This window comes from Mycobacteroides saopaulense (assembly GCF_001456355.1).
Taxonomy (GTDB): Bacteria; Actinomycetota; Actinomycetes; order Mycobacteriales; family Mycobacteriaceae; genus Mycobacterium; species Mycobacterium saopaulense.
In genome coordinates, this window is the sequence record NZ_CP010271.1 from 1347112 (window position 1) to 1365355 (window position 18244).

General features: G+C 63.9%; 18 protein-coding genes. 12 read left to right on the forward strand and 6 right to left on the reverse strand.

The features are described from left to right. The first annotated feature begins 57 nt into the window (after positions 1 to 57). Together MYCSP_RS06775 and MYCSP_RS06780 are read left to right on the forward strand one after the other, a co-directional pair. Entirely contained in the window at positions 58 to 630 is a 573-nt protein-coding gene (locus MYCSP_RS06775) for a TetR/AcrR family transcriptional regulator (RefSeq protein ID WP_088413440.1), read from the forward strand. Further along, positions 627 to 2861, forward strand: a complete 2235-nt coding sequence (locus tag MYCSP_RS06780) for a molybdopterin oxidoreductase family protein (protein WP_088413441.1) — start codon at positions 627 to 629, stop codon at positions 2859 to 2861. Before MYCSP_RS06775 ends, MYCSP_RS06780 begins: the two co-directional genes overlap by 4 nt. Here the strand turns inward: MYCSP_RS06780 and MYCSP_RS06785 are convergent. Genes MYCSP_RS06785 through MYCSP_RS06800 form a run of 4 tightly spaced genes read right to left on the reverse strand, consistent with a single transcriptional unit; the run spans position 2858 to position 6111 of the window. Then, a complete protein-coding gene (locus MYCSP_RS06785; RefSeq protein ID WP_088413442.1) occupies positions 2858 to 4285 on the reverse strand; it encodes an FAD-dependent monooxygenase in 1428 nt (475 codons plus the stop codon). The two genes, MYCSP_RS06780 and MYCSP_RS06785, sit on opposite strands and share 4 nt — an antisense overlap. Continuing rightward, positions 4285 to 4854, reverse strand: a complete 570-nt coding sequence (locus MYCSP_RS06790) for a TetR/AcrR family transcriptional regulator (protein WP_083013946.1) — start codon at positions 4852 to 4854, stop codon at positions 4285 to 4287. Before MYCSP_RS06790 ends, MYCSP_RS06785 begins: the two co-directional genes overlap by 1 nt. Before the next feature lie 35 nt (positions 4855 to 4889). Further along, on the reverse strand, positions 4890 to 5597 hold the full coding sequence (locus tag MYCSP_RS06795) for a GntR family transcriptional regulator (RefSeq protein ID WP_088413443.1): 708 nt from the start codon (positions 5595 to 5597) through the stop codon (positions 4890 to 4892). Next, positions 5587 to 6111, reverse strand: coding sequence for an HD domain-containing protein (locus MYCSP_RS06800; protein ID WP_083013948.1), 525 nt, complete (start codon positions 6109 to 6111; stop codon positions 5587 to 5589). Before MYCSP_RS06800 ends, MYCSP_RS06795 begins: the two co-directional genes overlap by 11 nt. A 97-nt stretch (positions 6112 to 6208) precedes the next feature. On the opposite strand from MYCSP_RS06800, the gene MYCSP_RS06805 reads away from it, so the two are divergent. From MYCSP_RS06805 to MYCSP_RS06830, 6 genes are read left to right on the forward strand one after another with little or no spacing between them, the layout of a single operon-like run. Then, entirely contained in the window at positions 6209 to 7336 is a 1128-nt protein-coding gene (locus tag MYCSP_RS06805; RefSeq protein ID WP_088413444.1) for a TIGR03364 family FAD-dependent oxidoreductase, read from the forward strand. Between the two features lie 28 nt (positions 7337 to 7364). Next, positions 7365 to 8051 (forward strand): phosphonatase-like hydrolase, encoded by a 687-nt coding sequence (locus MYCSP_RS06810; protein WP_088413445.1) that lies wholly within the window; start codon positions 7365 to 7367, stop codon positions 8049 to 8051. A gap of 10 nt (positions 8052 to 8061) precedes the next feature. Then, positions 8062 to 9099: a 2-aminoethylphosphonate ABC transporter substrate-binding protein gene (locus MYCSP_RS06815; RefSeq protein WP_083013951.1), complete on the forward strand. Its 1038-nt coding sequence runs from the start codon at positions 8062 to 8064 to the stop codon at positions 9097 to 9099. A gap of 1 nt (position 9100) precedes the next feature. Continuing rightward, positions 9101 to 10312 (forward strand): ABC transporter ATP-binding protein, encoded by a 1212-nt coding sequence (locus MYCSP_RS06820; RefSeq protein ID WP_088413446.1) that lies wholly within the window; start codon positions 9101 to 9103, stop codon positions 10310 to 10312. Beyond that, positions 10309 to 11202: a 2-aminoethylphosphonate ABC transporter permease subunit gene (locus MYCSP_RS06825; protein WP_083013953.1), complete on the forward strand. Its 894-nt coding sequence runs from the start codon at positions 10309 to 10311 to the stop codon at positions 11200 to 11202. Before MYCSP_RS06820 ends, MYCSP_RS06825 begins: the two co-directional genes overlap by 4 nt. A 1-nt stretch (position 11203) precedes the next feature. Beyond that, positions 11204 to 12001, forward strand: coding sequence for an ABC transporter permease (locus MYCSP_RS06830; protein ID WP_083013954.1), 798 nt, complete (start codon positions 11204 to 11206; stop codon positions 11999 to 12001). On the opposite strand, the gene MYCSP_RS06835 is transcribed toward MYCSP_RS06830, so the two are convergent. Then, positions 12002 to 12457 (reverse strand): MaoC family dehydratase, encoded by a 456-nt coding sequence (locus tag MYCSP_RS06835; RefSeq protein WP_070911506.1) that lies wholly within the window; start codon positions 12455 to 12457, stop codon positions 12002 to 12004. A 125-nt stretch (positions 12458 to 12582) separates the two neighbouring features. Here MYCSP_RS06835 and MYCSP_RS06840 point away from each other — a divergent pair, with 125 nt between their 5' ends. Beyond that, positions 12583 to 13287 carry a sensor domain-containing protein gene (locus MYCSP_RS06840; protein WP_235629528.1) on the forward strand — a complete coding sequence of 235 codons (705 nt, stop codon included), beginning with the start codon at positions 12583 to 12585 and terminating at the stop codon, positions 13285 to 13287. Positions 13288 to 13294: 7 nt separating this feature from the next. Here MYCSP_RS06840 and MYCSP_RS06845 read toward each other — a convergent pair whose 3' ends face one another. Then, the gene (locus tag MYCSP_RS06845; RefSeq protein WP_070911340.1) at positions 13295 to 14047 is read right to left on the reverse strand and encodes a TetR/AcrR family transcriptional regulator; all 753 of its coding nucleotides are present in this window, start codon (positions 14045 to 14047) and stop codon (positions 13295 to 13297) included. A gap of 266 nt (positions 14048 to 14313) precedes the next feature. Here MYCSP_RS06845 and MYCSP_RS06850 point away from each other — a divergent pair, with 266 nt between their 5' ends. The 3 genes from MYCSP_RS06850 to MYCSP_RS06860 all read left to right on the forward strand — a co-directional run bounded on the left by MYCSP_RS06850 (position 14314) and on the right by MYCSP_RS06860 (position 17779). Then, positions 14314 to 16071, forward strand: coding sequence for an alpha/beta hydrolase (locus tag MYCSP_RS06850; RefSeq protein ID WP_088415490.1), 1758 nt, complete (start codon positions 14314 to 14316; stop codon positions 16069 to 16071). Between the two features lie 69 nt (positions 16072 to 16140). Next, positions 16141 to 16962, forward strand: coding sequence for an alpha/beta fold hydrolase (locus tag MYCSP_RS06855; RefSeq protein WP_083014002.1), 822 nt, complete (start codon positions 16141 to 16143; stop codon positions 16960 to 16962). 100 nt (positions 16963 to 17062) lie between these two features. Further along, positions 17063 to 17779 carry a DUF1906 domain-containing protein gene (locus MYCSP_RS06860; protein ID WP_083013957.1) on the forward strand — a complete coding sequence of 239 codons (717 nt, stop codon included), beginning with the start codon at positions 17063 to 17065 and terminating at the stop codon, positions 17777 to 17779. Positions 17780 to 18244: the final 465 nt, after the last annotated feature.

Here is an 18244-nt window from a genome sequence, read left to right on the forward strand (position 1 = left end):
GTGGGCGATTATGTAGGGCATCATACATAGACCGCCTGCCGGGCCGGAAGGACGAGAATGAGCACCCCGCGCGAACGAATGGTCGCCTCGGCGGCCTTACTGATCCGGGAGCGCGGTGCGCATGCGACGGCCATTTCCGATGTTCTCGAGCACAGCGGCGCACCGCGCGGGTCGGCGTACCACTACTTTCCCGGCGGGCGCACTCAACTGCTCTGCGAGGCAGTGGATCTTGCCGGCGACTACATCGCCGGGATGATCGATGCCAAACCCTCGGTGGTGGACGCACTCGACATGCTCGTCGCCTCCTATCGAAAGCAGCTGACGCGCAGCGATTTTCGGGCAGGATGTCCGGTAGTCGCGGTGACGGTGGAGGCAGGGGACCCGGAAAGCCCGGCCGGCAATCAGCAGCTCATCGAACGCTCGGCAGAGGTCTTTCGGCGCTGGATCGGCCTCATCGCCGACAAGTTGGCTGCCGCCGGTGTTGCCCGGGCGCGCGCCGATGAGCTCGCGATGATGGCGATGACCTCGTTGGAAGGGGCCATCATCGTCGCGCGATCAACCCGTGACATCGCACCGATCGACGTGGTGCACAAGCAGTTGCGCGCTCTTATCGAGGAGGCTCTGTCATGAACACCACCAACTGGCTGCCCACTGCCTGCATTTTGTGTGAGTGCAACTGCGGCATCGTGGTGCAGACGGAGGGGCGCACGCTCGCCAAGATCCGCGGAGACAAGGAGCATCCGGGCTCGAAGGGTTACACCTGCAACAAAGCGCTGCGCCTGAACCACTACCAGAACAACGCCAACCGGCTGATCTCGCCCATGCGCCGCCGGCCCGATGGCACCTATGAGGAAATCGATTGGGACACCGCGATCGTGGAGATCGCCGAGGGTTTCCGGCATATCCGTGACAGCTACGGCGGCGACAAGATCTTCTACTACGGCGGTGGTGGCCAGGGAAACCACCTGGGTGGTGCCTACAGCGGCGCGTTCCTGAAGGCGATCGGCTCCAAATACCGCTCCAATGCGCTGGCCCAAGAGAAGACAGGCGAGGCCTGGATCGACAAGAGCCTGTACGGCGGGCACACCCGTGGCGAGTTCGAACACGCTGAGGTGTCGGTCTTCGTCGGGAAGAACCCGTGGATGTCGCAGAGCTTCCCCCGGGCCCGCGTGGTGCTCAATGAGATCGCCAAGGATCCCGCGCGCTCGATGGTCGTCATCGACCCGGTGATCACCGATACCGCCAAGATGGCCGACTTTCACCTGCGGGTGCGCCCCGGAGCCGACGCCTGGTGCCTGGCCGCTCTTGCCGCGGTGCTGATCCAGGAGAATCTGTGTGACGAAGTCTTTTTGGCTGAGCACGTCAACGGCACCGAGGAAGTTCGTGACGTGCTGCGCGCGGTACCGATCGCCGACTACGCGCTGCGCTGTGGCGTCGATGAGGATCTCATTCGGCGGGCGGCCCGGCGGATCGCCGCGGCCGAGAGCGTGGCGGTCTTCGAAGACCTGGGGGTCCAGCAGGCCCCCAACAGCACGTTGAGCTCGTACCTGAACAAGATGCTCTGGATACTCACCGGCAGCTTCGCCAAGCGCGGTGGCCAGCACCTGCATTCGTGGATGGCCCCGCTCATGGGCGGGTTCTTCGGCAAGACTCCGGTAACCGGAGCACCCATCATCGGTGGGCTGCTGCCGTCCAATGTCGTCCCCGAGGAGATCCTCACGGATCACCCCGACCGATTCCGCGCCATGATCGTCGAGAGCAGCAATCCCGCTCACTCCCTGGCGGATTCGGCGAGATGCAAGGAGGCCTTCGAGTCCTTGGAGCTGCTGGTCGTCGTCGACGTGGCGATGACCGAGACCGCACGCCTCGCACACTACGTGCTGCCCGCCGCCACCCAGTTCGAGAAGGTGGAGGCGACGTTCTTCAATCTGGAGTTCCCACACAACACCTTTCAGCTGAGGCACCCGCTGTTCGAGCCGGCGCCGGGAACCCTGCCCGAGCCCGAGATCTGGGCGCGGTTGGTCCGGGCGCTGGGTGTGGTGGATGACGCGGATCTGCAGCCGTTGCGTGAAGCCGCCGCGCAGGGGCGCGACGCCTATCTCCAGGCATTCTTCGCGGTGCTGGGAAACCCGGTACTGGCCCCGCTGGCTCCCTATGTGCTGTATGAAACCCTCGGCCCGACCTTGCCCGAGGGGCTGGAGGGGGCCGCCGCGCTGTGGGGCTTGGCGCAGAAGGTGATGATGACGTATCCACAGGCGGTGGTGCGGGCGGGCTATCCCGATGGCAACGCGTTGTTCGATGCCATATTGAACAGTCCGTCCGGGGTGGTCTTCACCGTCCACGAGTACGAGGACGACTTCGCGCTCATCACGCACACCGACCGCAAGATCGCGTTGGCGATCCCTGAAATGCTGGACGACATCAGAGGATTGGCATCCCGCCCCGCCCAGCTGACCACGCCCGAGTTCCCGATCGTGCTTTCCGCCGGTGAGCGGCGGGCATACACCGCCAACGACATCATTCGCGACCCCGCCTGGCGTAAGCGGGACCAGCAGGGTGCGCTGAGGGTCAGTGTGGAGGACGCCCAAGCGCTTGGGGTGGCAGATGGGGAGCGGGTGCGTATCGCCACCGCGGCGGGCAGCGCCGAGGCCACCGTCGAGATCAGTGACATGATGCAGCCCGGCCATGCCTCGCTGCCCAACGGGTTTGGGCTCGACTACACCGATGAGTCCGGTGAGATCAGCGTCCCGGGCGTCGCACCGAATGCGCTCACGTCCTCGGCATGGCGTGACGAGTACGCCGGCACGCCATGGCATAAGCATGTGCCCGCGCGCATCGAGCCGTTGGCCGTCCGCGTCTAGCGCACACGAGCGAGGTAGTGGCGCACGGTATTCTCGGATTCGGTGATGACGCCGATGTAGCCATCCGGACGCACCAGGACAAGCGTCGAAGGCTCGACGTCGTAGTCAGCGGAAGGGCCCATCCGCTGGACGCGTATATCGGCGATGTCGGGGGTGTGGTCGCCGAATGTGAGCAGGGTGAAGTGCGTGCCGCGCAGCACATCAAACAGATGAGTGCCTTCCGGCAACCGGGCGTCTGGCGCGCGGTCACCGGCCCCCAGGTTGCCGGGGTGTGCGCGATCATCGACGGCCAATGATCCTCCGCGATAGGTGATGTCCATCTGATGCAACTGAGGCGCGGGCCCGTCGGAGGGCTCGAAGTTACGCCGGTGTAGATCGGTACTGAGCCCGAGCACGGCGGCGGCGACGGGCATCCGCTCTTCCTCGTAAGTGTCCAGCAGCTCGGCTGGAGCGCCTGAGACGACCGCCGCCAGCTTCCAGCCCAAGTTGTAGGCGTCTTGCACGCTGGTGTTCAGGCCCTGTCCGCCCGCCGAGGAGTGCACGTGGGCGGCATCTCCAGCCAGGATCACTCGGCCCTTCCGGAACTTGTCCACCATTCGTGCGTTCACGCGATACAGCGAGATCCACCGAAGGTCATGCAGCGCGATATCTTCGCGTCCCGAACGCTCGACCAGTAGCCGCTGAACCGCCCCGAGGGTGAGCGGGGGAACATCATCAGCGGCCATACTGGCGACAAACTGATAGTGCTGGCTGCCGGGTAGATTCCACAGCGAAAAGCGTTCCGACACCTGACCACCCCGCGTCAACACGTGACAGAACGTTCCCTCCAAACCGTCCGCTCGCACATCGCCGATCAATGTCCGCTCGCGCTCGAATGTCTGTCCGGCGAATCTGACACCGAGAGCCTTGCGGACGGTGCTGCGCCCGCCGTCGGCGCCGATGAGATACGAGGCGCGGCGTGTTTCAGGAAGTCCCTCGCGGGACACCGAAACCGTCACTCCCTCGGTATCCTGCTCGAATCCTGTTACTTCGCAGCCGAACTCCACATCGCCACCGAGTTCACGCAGCCTGGACAACAGGATCTCGTCGGTGCGCCATTGCGGCACCATCCAAAATCCTGCATAGGGCACGCCCGGTCCCGACGGGATGTCAGAACCCAGCATTTCCAGTAGGGAGCGCTCGGCAACGACGTCATGCCCCGAGTAGATGCGAAAGGAGGGCATGGGCATTCCGCTTGCCGTGATGGCCCCTGAGATCCCGAGATCGTCGAACACCTCCTGAGTACGCGGGGAGAGCCCCTTGCCTCGGGAGCCCGGGAACGTGCCGGGTGCCTTGTCCAGTACCCGGCACGCGACACCGCGCCGCGCCAATTCGCACGCCAAGGTCAGCCCGGTGGGTCCGGCGCCCGAGATCAGTACGGTCATCAAACACGTCCTTGCGCAAGGACAATCAAGACGTCGTCGACCAGTCGACCGATGAACTCATCGTCGAGTGTTGCTTTCAGTGTCAACCGGTGCGCGAGCATCGCCTCGGCGACATCGTGGACCAGTTCGCGGTCGACGTCCGGGCGCACCTCACCGCGCGTGACGGCCCGGGAAAGGGGAGCGTCGAACGGGGAGAGGTTCGAGTCGGCTAGGTGGCGAGCGATGGCGTCGGCCAGTTCGGTGTCGTGCTCCATAGCGCGGATGAGGTCGGCATACAGACTCGGGGGCATGGACTTCGCCTTGTGACGCAGCATCTCCAGTGTCGCGAGTAGGTCACCCTGCAGCGAGCCGGTGTCGGGTACCTGCGCGTTGCAGTGCGCGTCATGTGCGTCAAGGGCCGCCTTCACCAGCTCGGCCTTGTTGCTCCACCTGCGGTAGATGGTCGTCTTACTGGCATGTGCCTGTGCAGCAACGGAATCGATGGTAAACCGCTCGTACCCGTCGCGCGCCAGTACCTGCAGGGCGGTGTCGAGTATCGCCGCGGTGCGTGCGTCGCCGCGTGGAACCATGAGTATTAAGTGTACGGCATTCGTACACTTAATACTCATTCCTTGAGTACAGCCTCGAAGGCAACCCGGTCGCCGCGGAAGAGTGAACGCACACGCTCGATCGGCCGTCCTTCGGTATCGAGCGTGCGCCGGTGCATCAGGAGCATGGGCATGGCGGTCGAGGTGTCTAGCAGCGAGGCTTCGCGTGGGGAAGCGAGCACTGTTTCGATGCGCTCGACGGCACTCCCGAACTGAACCCCCATGCCGCGTATCGCCTCGTACAGCGAGGTGCCGGGATCGAAGCCGTTGTGTAGTGCGCCGAACCTCGACTTGGCCAGGTAGGTGCTCTCGAGTCCGAGTTTGGCGCCGTCGGCCAGAAGTACGCGTTCCAGGTGCATCACGGTGGATCCGCTTCGGATGCCGAGATCGCGGCACAGATCCGCATCGCCGGCGATGTCCTCCCAGGTGACCAGCAGTCGTCCCGGGATTCGGCCCTGACTGTGCGCGCCCTCGGTATACGAGCGTAAAGACAATGGCTGCAACAATTTTGGTGCCGACACCACCGTGCCGCGCCCCCGTCGCTCGATGCGGCCCTCCACCAGCAGCTCGTGCAGCGCCTGACGGACCGTTTCGCGCGACACCTCAAATCGTTCGGCGAGATCACGCTCGGGCGGTACCGAATCTCCTTCGTCGAGTGTCGAGAGAATGCGGTCCAGTTCGGTGCGCACCCGGTAGTGCTTGGGTAGCCGCACGTCAGCCGTCATGTCTTGCCACCACCCTTCGTGCCAGTGCGAGCACGTGTGGGATGGAAAGTGTCATGGCGCCAGGGGCTTTCGCGCCATCATCGAATCTGCGTAGCCGTAGTGCGTCGACCCACCATGGGTGCTCGCTCCATCGAGCGTCCGATCCTGCGCCGCCCTGGTGGGCCAGTGAGGCCACGGATGTGGGAGACAGGCGGGCGGCATAGGTCGAATCCGTCAGCGCGAGGTAGCGCTTGGCCGCCACATGTGAGCCCGCGAGCCACCCGACGCGGTTTCCCAGGCGAGGGGTGAGCCAATGTCGTGCGACGGCGTCATGCCGGTGATCGGGGGCTGCGCCGAGGAGCGGGCTGTGTCCGATGTCGTGCAGAACGGACGCGAGCACTAGCTCGTCGTCGGCGCGGTCGGCGTGAGCGAGGTAGCCCGCTTGCAGGGCGTGGTCGAGCTCGTCGACGGCCTCCTCGTCCCATATCCCACGCAAGGAGAGCAGTACCGCTTCGAGTTCGGCGACGGTGTCCACAGGCGTAGCGTACGCCAAATTGGTCTATACCAATTGTTCACTCGGAGTTCGGTCGCGTGTTATTGATTGGTCTAGACCAATACGGGACGCTGGTGGCATGCGAGTGATAGTGATCGGCGGCGGGATTCTCGGAACGGCCCATGCATGGGCGGCGATCGAGCGCGGACAACATGTGGTGCAGTTGGAACGCGAAGCGGAAGCGCGCGGGGCGACGGTCCGGAACTTCGGGTTGGTGTGGGTTTCCGGCAGATCGACCATTGAGCTGCGCGCCGCGCAACGTTCTCGGGATCTGTGGCATGGCATCGCGAAATCAGTCCCGGGTATCGGCTTTAGGGCGATCGGCTCACTGACGTTGCTGCGGACCCAGGAAGAGGTGGCGGTCGCCGAGGAGGTGATGACGCGTTCCGACGCGGACGAGCGGGGGTTCAGTCTTCTTGAGCCCGGAGCGGTTCTGCGGCTCAACCCGGCATTGCGCGGCAAGTTCCTCGCCGGATTGCACTGTGCCCGCGATGCCGCCGTCGAGTCACGGGTGGCTCTGCCGGCCCTGCGACTGCACATGAAGAAGACAGGACGCTACACCTTTGTGGCGAATCGCGAAGCGCGTGCCATAGACACCGCCTCCGAAGGAGTTTCGGTCCGTGTTGACGACGGAGAGGTCTACCGCGGAGATGCGGTTGTGATGTGTGCCGGGGCGGCACACGGCGGACTTACGCGAGAGCTGTTGGGCAACTTCCCGGTCCGTAGAGTGCGATTGCAGATGATGCAGACCGCTCCGCTCGGCGAGGAGCTGACCACGGCGATCGCGGACGGTGACAGCCTGCGCTACTACCCGGCGTTCGCCGGAGAGGCGCTCGATGCCTTGAATGCCGTGCAGCTGCAAGAACCTACGGCCGCCGACCACAAGATGCAGCTCCTCTGCGTGCAACGACTGCACGGTGGCCTCACGATCGGGGACACCCACGAGTACACCGAACCGTTCGCCTTCGATGTCGATGAGGCGCCCTACCGGCATCTCATCAGCGCCGCGGAAGAACTGCTGGGCCACAAACTCCCGCCGGTGGTACGGCGCTGGGCGGGGGTCTATTCACAGTGCACCGACCCGAACCAGATCGTCTACCGGCACCAGCCTGCGCCAGGGATATGGGTGGTCACCGGGCCCGGTGGGCGCGGAATGACGCTCGGTCCAGCCATCGGCGAGGACACCGCAGACCTGATGAATCTCTAGCGGCCACGACCCCGAGAAAGGAAAAACTATGTCCGACATTCCCATTCGACTTGCCGTGCTCGACATGGCCGGCACCACCGTAGCCGACGGTGGATTGGTGCTCCAGGCGTTCGAGACGGCAGCCACCGCGGGGGGCATCGAGGAGGCCGGCCCCGAACGTGATCGCGCTCGCCAGTACGTCATCGACACCATGGGGCAATCGAAGATCGCCGTGTTCCGTCATCTGCTCGGAGACGAGGACAGGGCGCAACACGCGAACCGGACGTTCGAGGACGCCTACGATGCGCTGATCGGGGAAGGTCGCGCCCGGCCGATCGACGGTGCGGTGGAGGCGATCTCGGCATTGCGGGAAGCGGGCGTCAAGGTAGTGCTCACGACGGGATTCAGCGCCCCCACCAAGGAGAAGCTGCTGGCAGCGCTCGGTTGGGCCGAAATCGCCGACCTTACGCTGGCCCCCTCGGAGGCCGGGCGCGGAAGGCCATACCCGGACCTGGTGTTGACGGCGGTGCTTCGCCTGGAGGTCAACGATGTTCGCGAGGTAGCAGTTCTCGGGGATACCGCCAGCGACGTACTGGCCGGCCGTCGCGCGGGAGCGCAGATCGTGGCGGGAACGCTAACCGGTGCTCATGACGCGGCCCAGCTCGGCACCGCCCAGCCCACGCACATAGTGCATTCGGTGGGCGAGTTCGCCGATATCGTCCTGCGGCGAATCTGAATAACCCGATATGAGACATCTCGCATGGGTACGGACGTGGACGGTGGCAGCGGCCCTTGTATTCAGCGTCGTCGTGGGCGCATGTGGAGGGACCGGCGGTGGTACCGGACCCAACTCCGTCACCGTCTACAGCGCCGATGGGCTGGGTCCGTGGTACAAGACGCGATTCGAGGAGTTCACCCAAAGCACCGGAATCTCAGTGAACCTCGTCGAAGCCGGGTCCGCTGAGGTGGTTTCGCGGGTGGCGAAGGAACGGGCCAATCCGCAGGCCGACATGTTGGTGACTTTGCCGCCGTTTGTCCAGAAGGCGGCGAGCAATGGACTGCTGGTAGCCGCCGGTGTCGATGTCTCGGCGGTCGCGGACCACAACAAGGATCGGGACGGCCGGTACGTCGCCATCGTCGACAACTATCTGACGTTCATCGCGAATCCCGCTGCGGCACTGAAGGACGCGCGCTGGGATGACTTGCTGGATCCGCGGTTCAAGGGCAAACTTCAATATTCGACGCCGGGGCAGGCAGGGGACGGGACCGCCATGCTGGTCCTGCTTCAGCGGCTCATGGGAGAGCAGGGTGCCCTCGACTACCTGGGCCGGCTGCAGCACAACAACGTGGGACCATCCAGTTCTACCGGCAAGCTTCAGCCCAAGGTCAGCAATGCCGAACTGTGGGTGGCCAACGGGGACGTTCAGATGAATCTGGCCTCCATCCGTGAGGACCGCTCGAACTTCTCGGTGTTCATCCCTGCGGCTGACGACGGTGTCAGGTCGACCATTTCCCTGCCTTATGTTGCCGGAATTACCAAGGGTGCAACACATGTGGAGAACGCGAAGAAGCTGCTCGACTACCTATTGTCCACGAGGGTTCAGCAGACGGTCTCTCGGGAAGCGTTGGGTATGCCGGTGCGTGCCGACGTGAAAACCGAAATGGGACCCGACACGCCGTCGAACGTAATGGCGGGCGTGAACATCTGGTATCCGGACTGGGACCAGGTGCTCGGCACCCTAGACGCGTCATTGACCGCCTATCAGAAAGCGACCGGGAGCTGACATGAATTGCAGTGCCGAATTCTCTTCACCCGAAAGTTCTGTCGGCGATGTTCTTGCCAGTGCGCCCTCTGGATTTCCCCAGCGTACTGGCGCCGCCACGGACGCTCCGGCCATTGTCTTCGATCACGTGACCGTCGCCTACGGGCGCGGTAGGAAGAGATCGGAAGCGCTGCGGAACTTCAATCTGCGCATCACTCGCGGTGAGACGGTGGCACTTCTCGGACCCAGCGGGTCAGGAAAGTCAACCGCCCTCAAGGTGCTTGCAGGCTTCGTGCGGCCAGCCTTTGGCACGGTTCGGTTGGACGGTCGAGATGTCACAGACCTGCCACCGGCTAAGCGGGGAATCGGAGTGGTGGTGCAGTCCTATGCGCTGTTTCCGCACATGCGGGTGCACGACAACGTCGCCTTCGGGTTGCGTGCGCGGGGCACCAAGTCAGATCACATCGCGGCGCGTGTCGAGGAGACTCTCGCGATGGTGAGCATGTCCGCGTACGCCGACCGCTATCCACGCGAGCTGTCCGGTGGTCAGCAGCAGCGCGTGGCCATCGCGCGTGCGCTGGCCGTCCGGCCTCGGGTACTGCTCCTGGATGAACCGCTTGCCGCGCTGGATGCGCAACTGCGCCAGTCGATGGTCGCGGAACTGCAACAACTGCAGCAGACTCTCTCGGATACCGCGATGCTGTATGTCACCCACGACCAAAGCGAGGCGCTGGCGTTGGCCGACCGGATCGCGGTCATGCGCAACGCGGAGCTGGTCGACATCGATACCGTGCACAACCTGTGGACCAGGCCCCCAACTGATTTCACCGCCAGTTTCCTTGGTGGTGCCAACCTGATCCCGTGCACGGTGGGCCGGGTTTCGGGTGAGTCAGCACTCGTCTCGGTGGGAGACAAGATGCTCAGTGTGACGGCGCCTAAGGCCGAATTCGGCCGCGATCCCTGGGCACCGGGTGTGAATGCCCTGGTGTGTGTGCGTCCGCACACGCTCTCGGTGGTCGCCGTCACCGAACCCGGCGCACTGCGGGCACGCGTCGCACGTCAGGTGTGGCGAGGGGCCTCGACCAGGCTTTCGCTGGCGGTGAATGGATTCCCGGACCAGCTGATCGAGGCGGATGTACCAGGGCGCGGCGACTTTGCGCCAGATTCGGTTGTCGGAGTGAAGTTTCCGGAACCGGCCGGAGTGCTCGTCACCGCTCCGGGTGCCGGGGGATGACCACGGTGCTGGAGCGCCCCGGCCCGCCTGACGCGCAAGCCCGCCCGCAGCCCCGATCCGCAGCGCCCGTTCTCTGGGCGTTGCCGCCACTTTTCGTCGTACTCGTCATCATCGTGTACCCGCTGCTGAGAGTGCTGTCGAATTCCGCTGAAGGAAAGGGGAATAGCGCTTGGTCCGCGGTGCTGACCTCCACCATGTTTCAGCGCGCGTTGGTGACCACCGCACAGGTTGCCGTCCTCACCACCATCGGGTGTCTGATGTTAGGTACTTTCCTTGCCGTCGTGTTGTCCTTCGTGCCATTTCCCGGGTCGGAATTGGTTGGCCGTCTCATCGATACCGTGCTCGCGCTTCCGTCCTTTCTGATCACCCTGGCCTTCACGTTCTTGTACGGCACCGCGGGCGCGGTCAACGCGGTCATCGCGAGTCTCTTCGGAAGCTCACGGACACTCGATTTCCTGTCCACCCCCACCGGCGTGGTCCTGGCCGAGATCACGTTCTTCACGCCGTTTGTGGTGCGTCCCTTGCTGGCCGCCTTCGCGACAGTTCCACGTGAACAGCTCGATGTCGCGGCCAGCCTCGGTGCTTCTCCATGGCGGGTGTTGCGTCAGGTGGTGATGCCGGAGGCGTGGCCCGCACTGATGGCAGGTGGAAGCCTGGTGCTGCTTTTGGCGCTCAACGAGTTCGGCATCGTGCTGTTCACCGGCGCCAAGGAGGTCGTGACCCTGCCGGTGCTCATCTACACCAGGGGAATCGTCACGTTCGATTTGCCGGGGGCCGCTGTCATCGCGACCGTTCAGGTGGTGGTTTCGCTGGCCCTGTACGGCCTGTACCGGATCATCTTCTCGCGCATGGTGTCTGGCCGGACCGCCGAGTACCCGAAGGAGGTCTGACATGCTGTTGTGGACAAGGCGGAGCAGAATGGTCCTCTGGGCAGTCTTCGCCGCCGCTGTCACTGCAATCTTCGTGGCGCCGATAGCGACCGTGGTGCTGGCAGGATTTTCGGGAGAGTGGACGGGCCCGCTGCCTTCGCAGCTTGGGGTCGGGCGATTTGAGAAGGTCCTGGGCGGTGACGATCTGGCCAGTTTGGCGGTCAGTCTGCAGACCGCCCTCATCGCGAGCGCGTTCGCACTGGTCCTCGGAACCTGGGCGGCGTTGAGTGTGCGTGAAGTGGCCCCGTGGTTTCGCCGAGCCGTCGACATCCTTTTCCACCTGCCGATCGCGATTCCTTCGGTGGCGATCGGGTTGGGATTGTTGATCGCCTTCAACGAACGCCCCTTTCTGCTGGGAGGGACGAAATGGATTGTGATCGTTGCCCATACCGCGCTTGTCCTGGCCTTCGCGTTCAGCTCCGTATCGGCTGCGCTGGCACGTCTGGACCCGGCTTACCGGCAGGTGGCCGAGTCATTGGGCGCCGGGCGCGGCCGAGTTCTGAGCAGGGTGACGTTGCCGCTGTTGATGCCGTCGTTGGGAGCGGCGGCCGGATTGGCTATCGCATTGTCGATGGGAGAATTGGGCGCGACGGTAATGGTGTACCCGGCCACATGGCGAACCCTGCCGGTGACCATCTTCGGCCTCTCGGACCGTGGACAAGTCTTCTCGGCGGCAGCGTCCACCACGCTGCTGCTCCTGGTGACACTGCTCGCGTTGCTCGTGGTCGGCCGGATCCGCGGGAAACCTGCCTGGCCGTGACTACTGGTATAGGTACACGCTTTCGGCGGCACAGGGCGGCCGATCCTTGCCCTCGATCTCGTACTTGATCCCGTACGTCGCCTCCACGGTGCCTTTGTCGCGCTGCTTGGCCGACAGCAGCGTGACGTGCCCGCGCACGCGCGCGCCCACGTGCAGCGGCGCGGGGAATCTCACCTTGTTGACTCCGTAGTTGAGCACCGCGTCGTACGACGCGATCTCAAGTACCTCGTCGAGGAATGCCGGGGCCAGAGCGAGCGTGAGGTATCCATGCACGATAGTCCCGCCGAAAGGGCCGGACTTGGCACGTTCGGTGTCGATGTGAATCCACTGCCGGTCGCCGGTCGCGTCCGCGAACTCATTGACCTGTTCCTGGGTGATCTGAACCCAACTGCTGGTACCCAATTCGACTCTGCCCAGGGACAGCAGCTCCTGTGGTGTCGCCAGCTTGGTGGACATACCGCGCACTCCTTCTCGGGTCGTGGTGCCTTTTCGCATTACCGACCGGTCATGTCGGCTGGACTCTTCTTACCCGAGATCGCATGCCTGCCACGGGACAATGCCCAAATCCGGGAGAGCACCGTATGCGGGTAAAGTTTGCCGACATGAGGTGGTCAGTACCGCTGGTGCTCGCGCTGCTGCTCGCCGCGACGGGCTGCCAAAAGGGGGTCGACGGGGAGGCGACAGCGGAAAGAGGATCTGTTTCGGCGGGCCCGATTCAGCCCGCCCAGCTCGACCAACTCCTGACTCCGGCGCTATCGCTGACCATCACGCCGGGCAAGCCGCTGTTCGAAACCGACATGCAATCGGTCCTGTGGACAGGTTCCGATCCCGCCGAATGCCAAGGGGTCGTCGGGTACGGCCGCCATCCGCTGTTCCCCACGAACTACACCGGCCGCGAGGCGCGGACACAGACCGACAACCAGTATCCCAATCAGCACCAACTCCTCGAAGTCTCGGCCACCTATCCCGGTGATTTCCAGGCGGCGAAGTTCTTGGATTCGGTCCGCGCGAAAGTCTCCGCGTGTCAGCGCCAGGTGGTTGCGTGGGGTGATGACGGGAAGCGCAGCACCGTCACGCCGGGTCCGGTCACCGCGGGTTCACCCGATATGGTGCGGTGGTCGACGAATCTCGATGGTGATCAATGGATTTGCGAGTTCACCGTGATCGCCAAGGCCAACGTGATCGCACAGCTGGTGACCTGTTCGGGGGATCGATCGATCGACAACACAGCGCTGTCGAACCAGCGGCTCGAGAAGATCGAGGAGCTGCTCAACTCCAAGGTCTGACGGTCGATCAGGAAGCCTCGCGTGCTGCGATGTCCTGGGCGAGCAGGTGCTCGGCGCGTTGGATGATGGCCTCGACGGTGAAGTCGAAGTTGGCATCCGAGATCGTGGCGATCGAATGACCGCGGGAGGCCAACTCGTGCAGGGTCGGGGCGATCGCGGGGTTAGGTACCAGGCTGCGGGCCTCGCCGGACGCGGGCATGACGGTATCCATGTGCTCGAGGACCACGATGCCGCGAATGTGCAGAGACAGGGAGAAGTACACGTCCAGTGCGTTGTCTGGGCTGAATCCGACGCCGATGAGGGTCTGTACCAGCGATTCCAGGTTCTGAATGCTCGCCTGCAAGGCCTCACTGCTGAGCTCACTCGTGCGCATCAGGATGAGCTCGACCAGTACCGGACGCTCTCGAAACGCTTGACGCATCCGGTGGGTGTGGCAGCGCAGGGCGTCCTGCCACGTTTCGTCGCCGACGAACGGTGCGGCGAAGTGATACTGCTTTGTCGCGCGGTCGGTCATCGCATCGAGCAGCTCGCCCTTTTTGCGGAAGTACCAGTAGATACTCGTGACGCCGACGTCCAGATGCTTCGCTAGCAGCGGCATGCTCAGCCCACTGATGCCAATTTCCTCGGCGAGTTCGAACGCGCCGGCGATGATCTCCTCGGCCGAGATGGAGCCGCGGCGCCGTCGTTCCCGCTTGGGGCTGTGTGAAGGGCCCTGTGTGCTGGTCGTCCTGGCCTCACGGCCGACACCGGCATGTCGCATGTGTAATCCTCGTCGTGCCCCCGTCGCGCCGCTCTGTCCCCGTCCTACCGTTGAAGGCCCTGATGGCAAGTTGGCAGGATACCGCAGAAGCCTGGGAGCGCGGTCGGCTCCCCGGCTGGCCCAGTTCGCTGCGCTGGTGATCTACGGCACCTTTCCGGGATTTGCGCAGCCGGGTTCTGGGTGTTGGTGGCAGCGCGACCTACGGGTCACACTCGCGTTGCCGATCTGGTAATACCCCTGTGCGGTGCTCCGACGTGCGTGCACCATTGACACTCACAGCTGGCGGCATCGAGAAGGGTGTGGCAATGGCGATCGACCGGGATATCGACAAGGACCACGACGAGGAGCCAGACACAGCGCTCGCCGCGTCCACGCCCGAGAAATCCGAGATGCCCGCATGGTGGGTGCGGCGGTACACGTTCACGGGTACCGCGGTCGGCTTGGTCTTCCTCTGGCTGTCGATGACACCGTCACTGTTGCCGCGGGGCCCGCTGTTCCAGGCATTGGTGAGCGGGGGTTCTGGAGCCATTGGTTACGGGCTCGGTGTCCTGGCGGTCTGGCTGGTGCGCTACATGCGGTCACAGGATTCGAGCCCGCGGGCACCGCGCATCGCATGGTGGATTCTCATCGTGGTCGGGATCATCGGCACCGTCTTGATGATCGTCTGGTTCCACTTCTGGCAGGACCGCGTACGTGACCTCATGGGCGTACCGAGGCTCACGTTCTGGGCACATCCGCAGACCGCTGTGCTGTCGATCATTGTGCTGTTCGTGCTGGTCGAGATCGGGCAACAGATCCGCCGGCTGATTCTGTTCCTGATCGGACGGCTCAACCGTGTGGCACCCAAACGCGTTTCCGCGGTGGTTGCCGTCACGCTGGTGGTGGTTCTGGCGATGGCCCTCATCAACGGTGTTGTCGTCAGGGTGGCGATGGACTTCTTGAACAACACCTTCTCGGCGGTGAACAACGAGGAGAGCCCGGACAACCCCGCGCCGACGACATCGCTGCGCTCGGGCGGGCCGGGCTCGTTGGTCTCCTGGGCGTCGTTGGGGAATCAGGGCCGTGCCTTCATCGGTGGTGGTGCCACCACCCGTGAGCTGTCCGCGTTCAACAACGCGCCGGCCACCGAACCGATCCGGGCGTACGCGGGCCTGGAGTCCGCGGACGGCATCAAGGCGACGGCCGAGCTCGCGGCTCGCGAGCTGGAACGTGAGGGTGGCTTGCATCGCAAGGTGGTGGCGGTGGCCACCACGACGGGAACCGGCTGGATCAACCAGGCCGAGGCAGACGCTCTGGAATACATGTACAACGGCGACACCGCCATTGTCAGCATGCAGTATTCATTTCTGCCCAGCTGGCTCTCGTTCCTGGTGGACAAGGAGAACGCGCGTCAGGCAGGGCAGGCGTTGTTCGAGGCCGTGTCCGCGCGGGTGCGTGCCATGCCGGAGGCGGTACGGCCCAAGCTGGTGGTGTTCGGGGAGAGTCTCGGATCGTTCGGCGGCGAGGCGCCGTTCCTGTCGGTGAACAACATCGTGGCCCGTACCGACGGTGCGCTGTTCTCCGGCCCCACGTTCAACAACTCCATGTGGCTTGAGGCCACACACAACCGCGACGACGGGTCGCCCGAGGTGTTGCCGATCTACGACGACGGACAAAATGTTCGATTCGTTTCGCGCCCAGAGGATCTCAAGCGCCCCGCGAACACCTGGGGGAACCCGCGCATCGTCTATCTACAGCACGCGTCGGACCCGATCGCCTGGTGGAACCCCGATCTCATTCTGAGCAAGCCGGACTGGCTGCGTGAACCGCGTGGTTACGACGTGCTGCCGAGCATGGAGTGGATACCGTTTGTGACCTTCTTGCAGGTTTCCGCCGACATGGCTGTCGCGGTGAATGTTCCCGACGGGCATGGCCACGTGTACGTGCGGGCGGTCGCCGATGCGTGGGCAGCGATCCTGCAACCGCCGGGATGGACACAGGCGAAGACCGAACGGCTGCGACCACTGTTGCACTCGGGGGCCTAGCCGCCGACCTCGACGGCGGATGTTCCGTACGGTGGCTGGGTGAGCCACACCCTGGGGTCGAGTAATTACTTGACTACCTCCGACGGGCGCGCGTTGCACTACATGGTCGCCGGAACCGGTGATCCGACCGTGGTCTTCGAGTCGGGGATGGGCTTCTCGCGATCGGCCTGGGGTCTTGTGCAACCCCTTGTGGCCCAGCGTTTTCGGTCGGTGGTTTATGACCGAGCGAACCTGGGGCGCAGCGATGACGATCATCAGCCGCGCACCCTGGAACGAATCAGCGGGGACCTGAGTGAGCTGCTGGCGGCACTCGGTCCGGGGCCTTACATCCTGGTGGGTCACAGTTACGGCGGAACCATCGCGCTGGCCTCGACGGTGGCCGATCCGTCGCGCATCGCCGGCATCGTTCTCGTCGATCACTCCGACGAGAACCTCGATGCCTATTACCGTCCCGCCTCGCCCGGTTTGCGGTTCCTGGGCGTCATCCATCGGGCGGCCCTCGACGTGATGGGCCGGGTGGGCCTGCTGCCGTTTCTCGTTCGCCGCATGATGCCGCGGATGCCACGCGATGTCGTCGACGACATGGTGTCCGAAGATCTGACGTGGCGGGCCGGACGCGCCGCCAACGAGGAGGACCGCAGGTTTGTCGACGGGATGGCCGGGTTACGCGACGAACCACCGACTCTGGGCAGCATTCCCGTCACCGTCATCTCGGGAGCGCGCGCGGAGTTTCTGAATGAGGAGACACGGTCCGAACTGAATGCCGCACATCAGGTGACGGCACACCGCCTCGGCGCGCGCCACGTGGTGGCGCGCAAATCCGGACATCAGGTCGTTCTGACCGAACCGCGTTTGATCGCCGACGAGGTGTTTCGGATCGCGGATGCCTAGAAGTCGATGTGTCGTATGTGACATGCGTGGCTACCGTTTTTGTTGAGGTAGTTGTCGTAATCTGAGGCCCGAGTGCTCGGATCGGCCTTGTGAGGTAGCAGTGGTGTCCATATCCCGTCGGGATGTCCTCAAATACGCCGCCGCCTTGCCGGCCGCGGCGGCACTGGGCGGCGCAGCTTGGGCGACCCCGCGGGCGAACGCCGCATCATTGGGCACACTCATCGACTACGCCGGCGGTGTTCCGACTCCCGAAGCGATCAAGGCCGCCGGGCACCTGGGCGCCATCCGGTACGTATCCGATCCACGCAGCCCCGGATTGTCGGCGGGCAAACCCATCAAACTGGCCGAGGCGCGCGATCTATATCGGGCGGGTTTGAAGATCGTCTCCAACTACCAGTACGGCAAGCAGGACACGGCGGACTGGCTCGGTGGCCATGACGCCGGCATCAAACACGCACAGCGGGGTTGGCAGCTGCATGTCGCCGCGGGCGGTTCCTACAACGTGCCGATCTACGTCTCGATCGACGACAACCCGACACCTGAGCAGTACAAGAATCAGGTGGCGCCCTACCTGAAGGCCTGGGAAACGGTGGTCGGGCACGCCCGCACCGGCCTCTACGGCAACTCCAAGACCATTGATTGGGCCCTGCAGGACGGGTTGTGCTCGTACTTTTGGCAGCACAACTGGGGCAGCCCCAAGGGTTTCGTCCATCCCGAGGCGCACCTGCATCAGTTCGAGATCGACAAGCGGCAGGTCGGCGGAATCGGGGTCGACCTCAACGACATCCTCAAGCCCAATTTCGGGCAGTGGGTCTAGAACGAGGCGTCACCTGTTTGCGTCCCGGCTGCCACATGGCCGAAACCGGCGGACTTCGATACCGGGACTCCGAGCGCGGTCTCGGCGACGTTCCGCTCGCCTCATGGGTCGCTGAACAAACCTCACCAGTCACACCTGTCACACAAGTTGAATCAGTATTTCAGTGCCAGCAAACTTTTGGCGCAAACTCTAAATTTTCGCGGTCTAGAAGGCCTTGTCGCAGTCGCCGAACCCGACACGCGCGAATGTGGTCGGCGCCACCCAAATCAAACATAACGATTCGATAACAATCGATGTCTGATCTGCGATGTTATACCTACTCGACCGTAACCACCTGCATGCAGCACGTTTGATTCGGCGGTTAGTTGCCAGCGCCTGGCCTGCTGTTACGTATGCGGTGGTTACTCCCGCGTAGAACTCGGCAGTAACTATTGAGCCAGAAGAAATCGCCACCCCTCTTATGAC

What these genes read in the sequence shown, in the direction of transcription:
- MYCSP_RS06840 (WP_235629528.1), top strand. Translation starts at nt 12,583, where the DNA reads ATGCGGGTAAAGTTTGCCGACATGAGGTGGTCAGTACCGCTGGTGCTC.
- MYCSP_RS06815 (WP_083013951.1), top strand. Translation starts at nt 8,062, where the DNA reads ATGAGACATCTCGCATGGGTACGGACGTGGACGGTGGCAGCGGCCCTT.
- MYCSP_RS06830 (WP_083013954.1), top strand. Translation starts at nt 11,204, where the DNA reads ATGCTGTTGTGGACAAGGCGGAGCAGAATGGTCCTCTGGGCAGTCTTC.
- MYCSP_RS06780 (WP_088413441.1), top strand. Translation starts at nt 627, where the DNA reads ATGAACACCACCAACTGGCTGCCCACTGCCTGCATTTTGTGTGAGTGC.
- MYCSP_RS06795 (WP_088413443.1), bottom strand. Translation starts at nt 5,597, where the DNA reads ATGACGGCTGACGTGCGGCTACCCAAGCACTACCGGGTGCGCACCGAA.
- MYCSP_RS06835 (WP_070911506.1), bottom strand. Translation starts at nt 12,457, where the DNA reads ATGTCCACCAAGCTGGCGACACCACAGGAGCTGCTGTCCCTGGGCAGA.
- MYCSP_RS06825 (WP_083013953.1), top strand. Translation starts at nt 10,309, where the DNA reads ATGACCACGGTGCTGGAGCGCCCCGGCCCGCCTGACGCGCAAGCCCGC.
- MYCSP_RS06810 (WP_088413445.1), top strand. Translation starts at nt 7,365, where the DNA reads ATGTCCGACATTCCCATTCGACTTGCCGTGCTCGACATGGCCGGCACC.
- MYCSP_RS06790 (WP_083013946.1), bottom strand. Translation starts at nt 4,854, where the DNA reads ATGGTTCCACGCGGCGACGCACGCACCGCGGCGATACTCGACACCGCC.
- MYCSP_RS06845 (WP_070911340.1), bottom strand. Translation starts at nt 14,047, where the DNA reads ATGCGACATGCCGGTGTCGGCCGTGAGGCCAGGACGACCAGCACACAG.
- MYCSP_RS06775 (WP_088413440.1), top strand. Translation starts at nt 58, where the DNA reads ATGAGCACCCCGCGCGAACGAATGGTCGCCTCGGCGGCCTTACTGATC.
- MYCSP_RS06820 (WP_088413446.1), top strand. Translation starts at nt 9,101, where the DNA reads ATGAATTGCAGTGCCGAATTCTCTTCACCCGAAAGTTCTGTCGGCGAT.
- MYCSP_RS06805 (WP_088413444.1), top strand. Translation starts at nt 6,209, where the DNA reads ATGCGAGTGATAGTGATCGGCGGCGGGATTCTCGGAACGGCCCATGCA.
- MYCSP_RS06785 (WP_088413442.1), bottom strand. Translation starts at nt 4,285, where the DNA reads ATGACCGTACTGATCTCGGGCGCCGGACCCACCGGGCTGACCTTGGCG.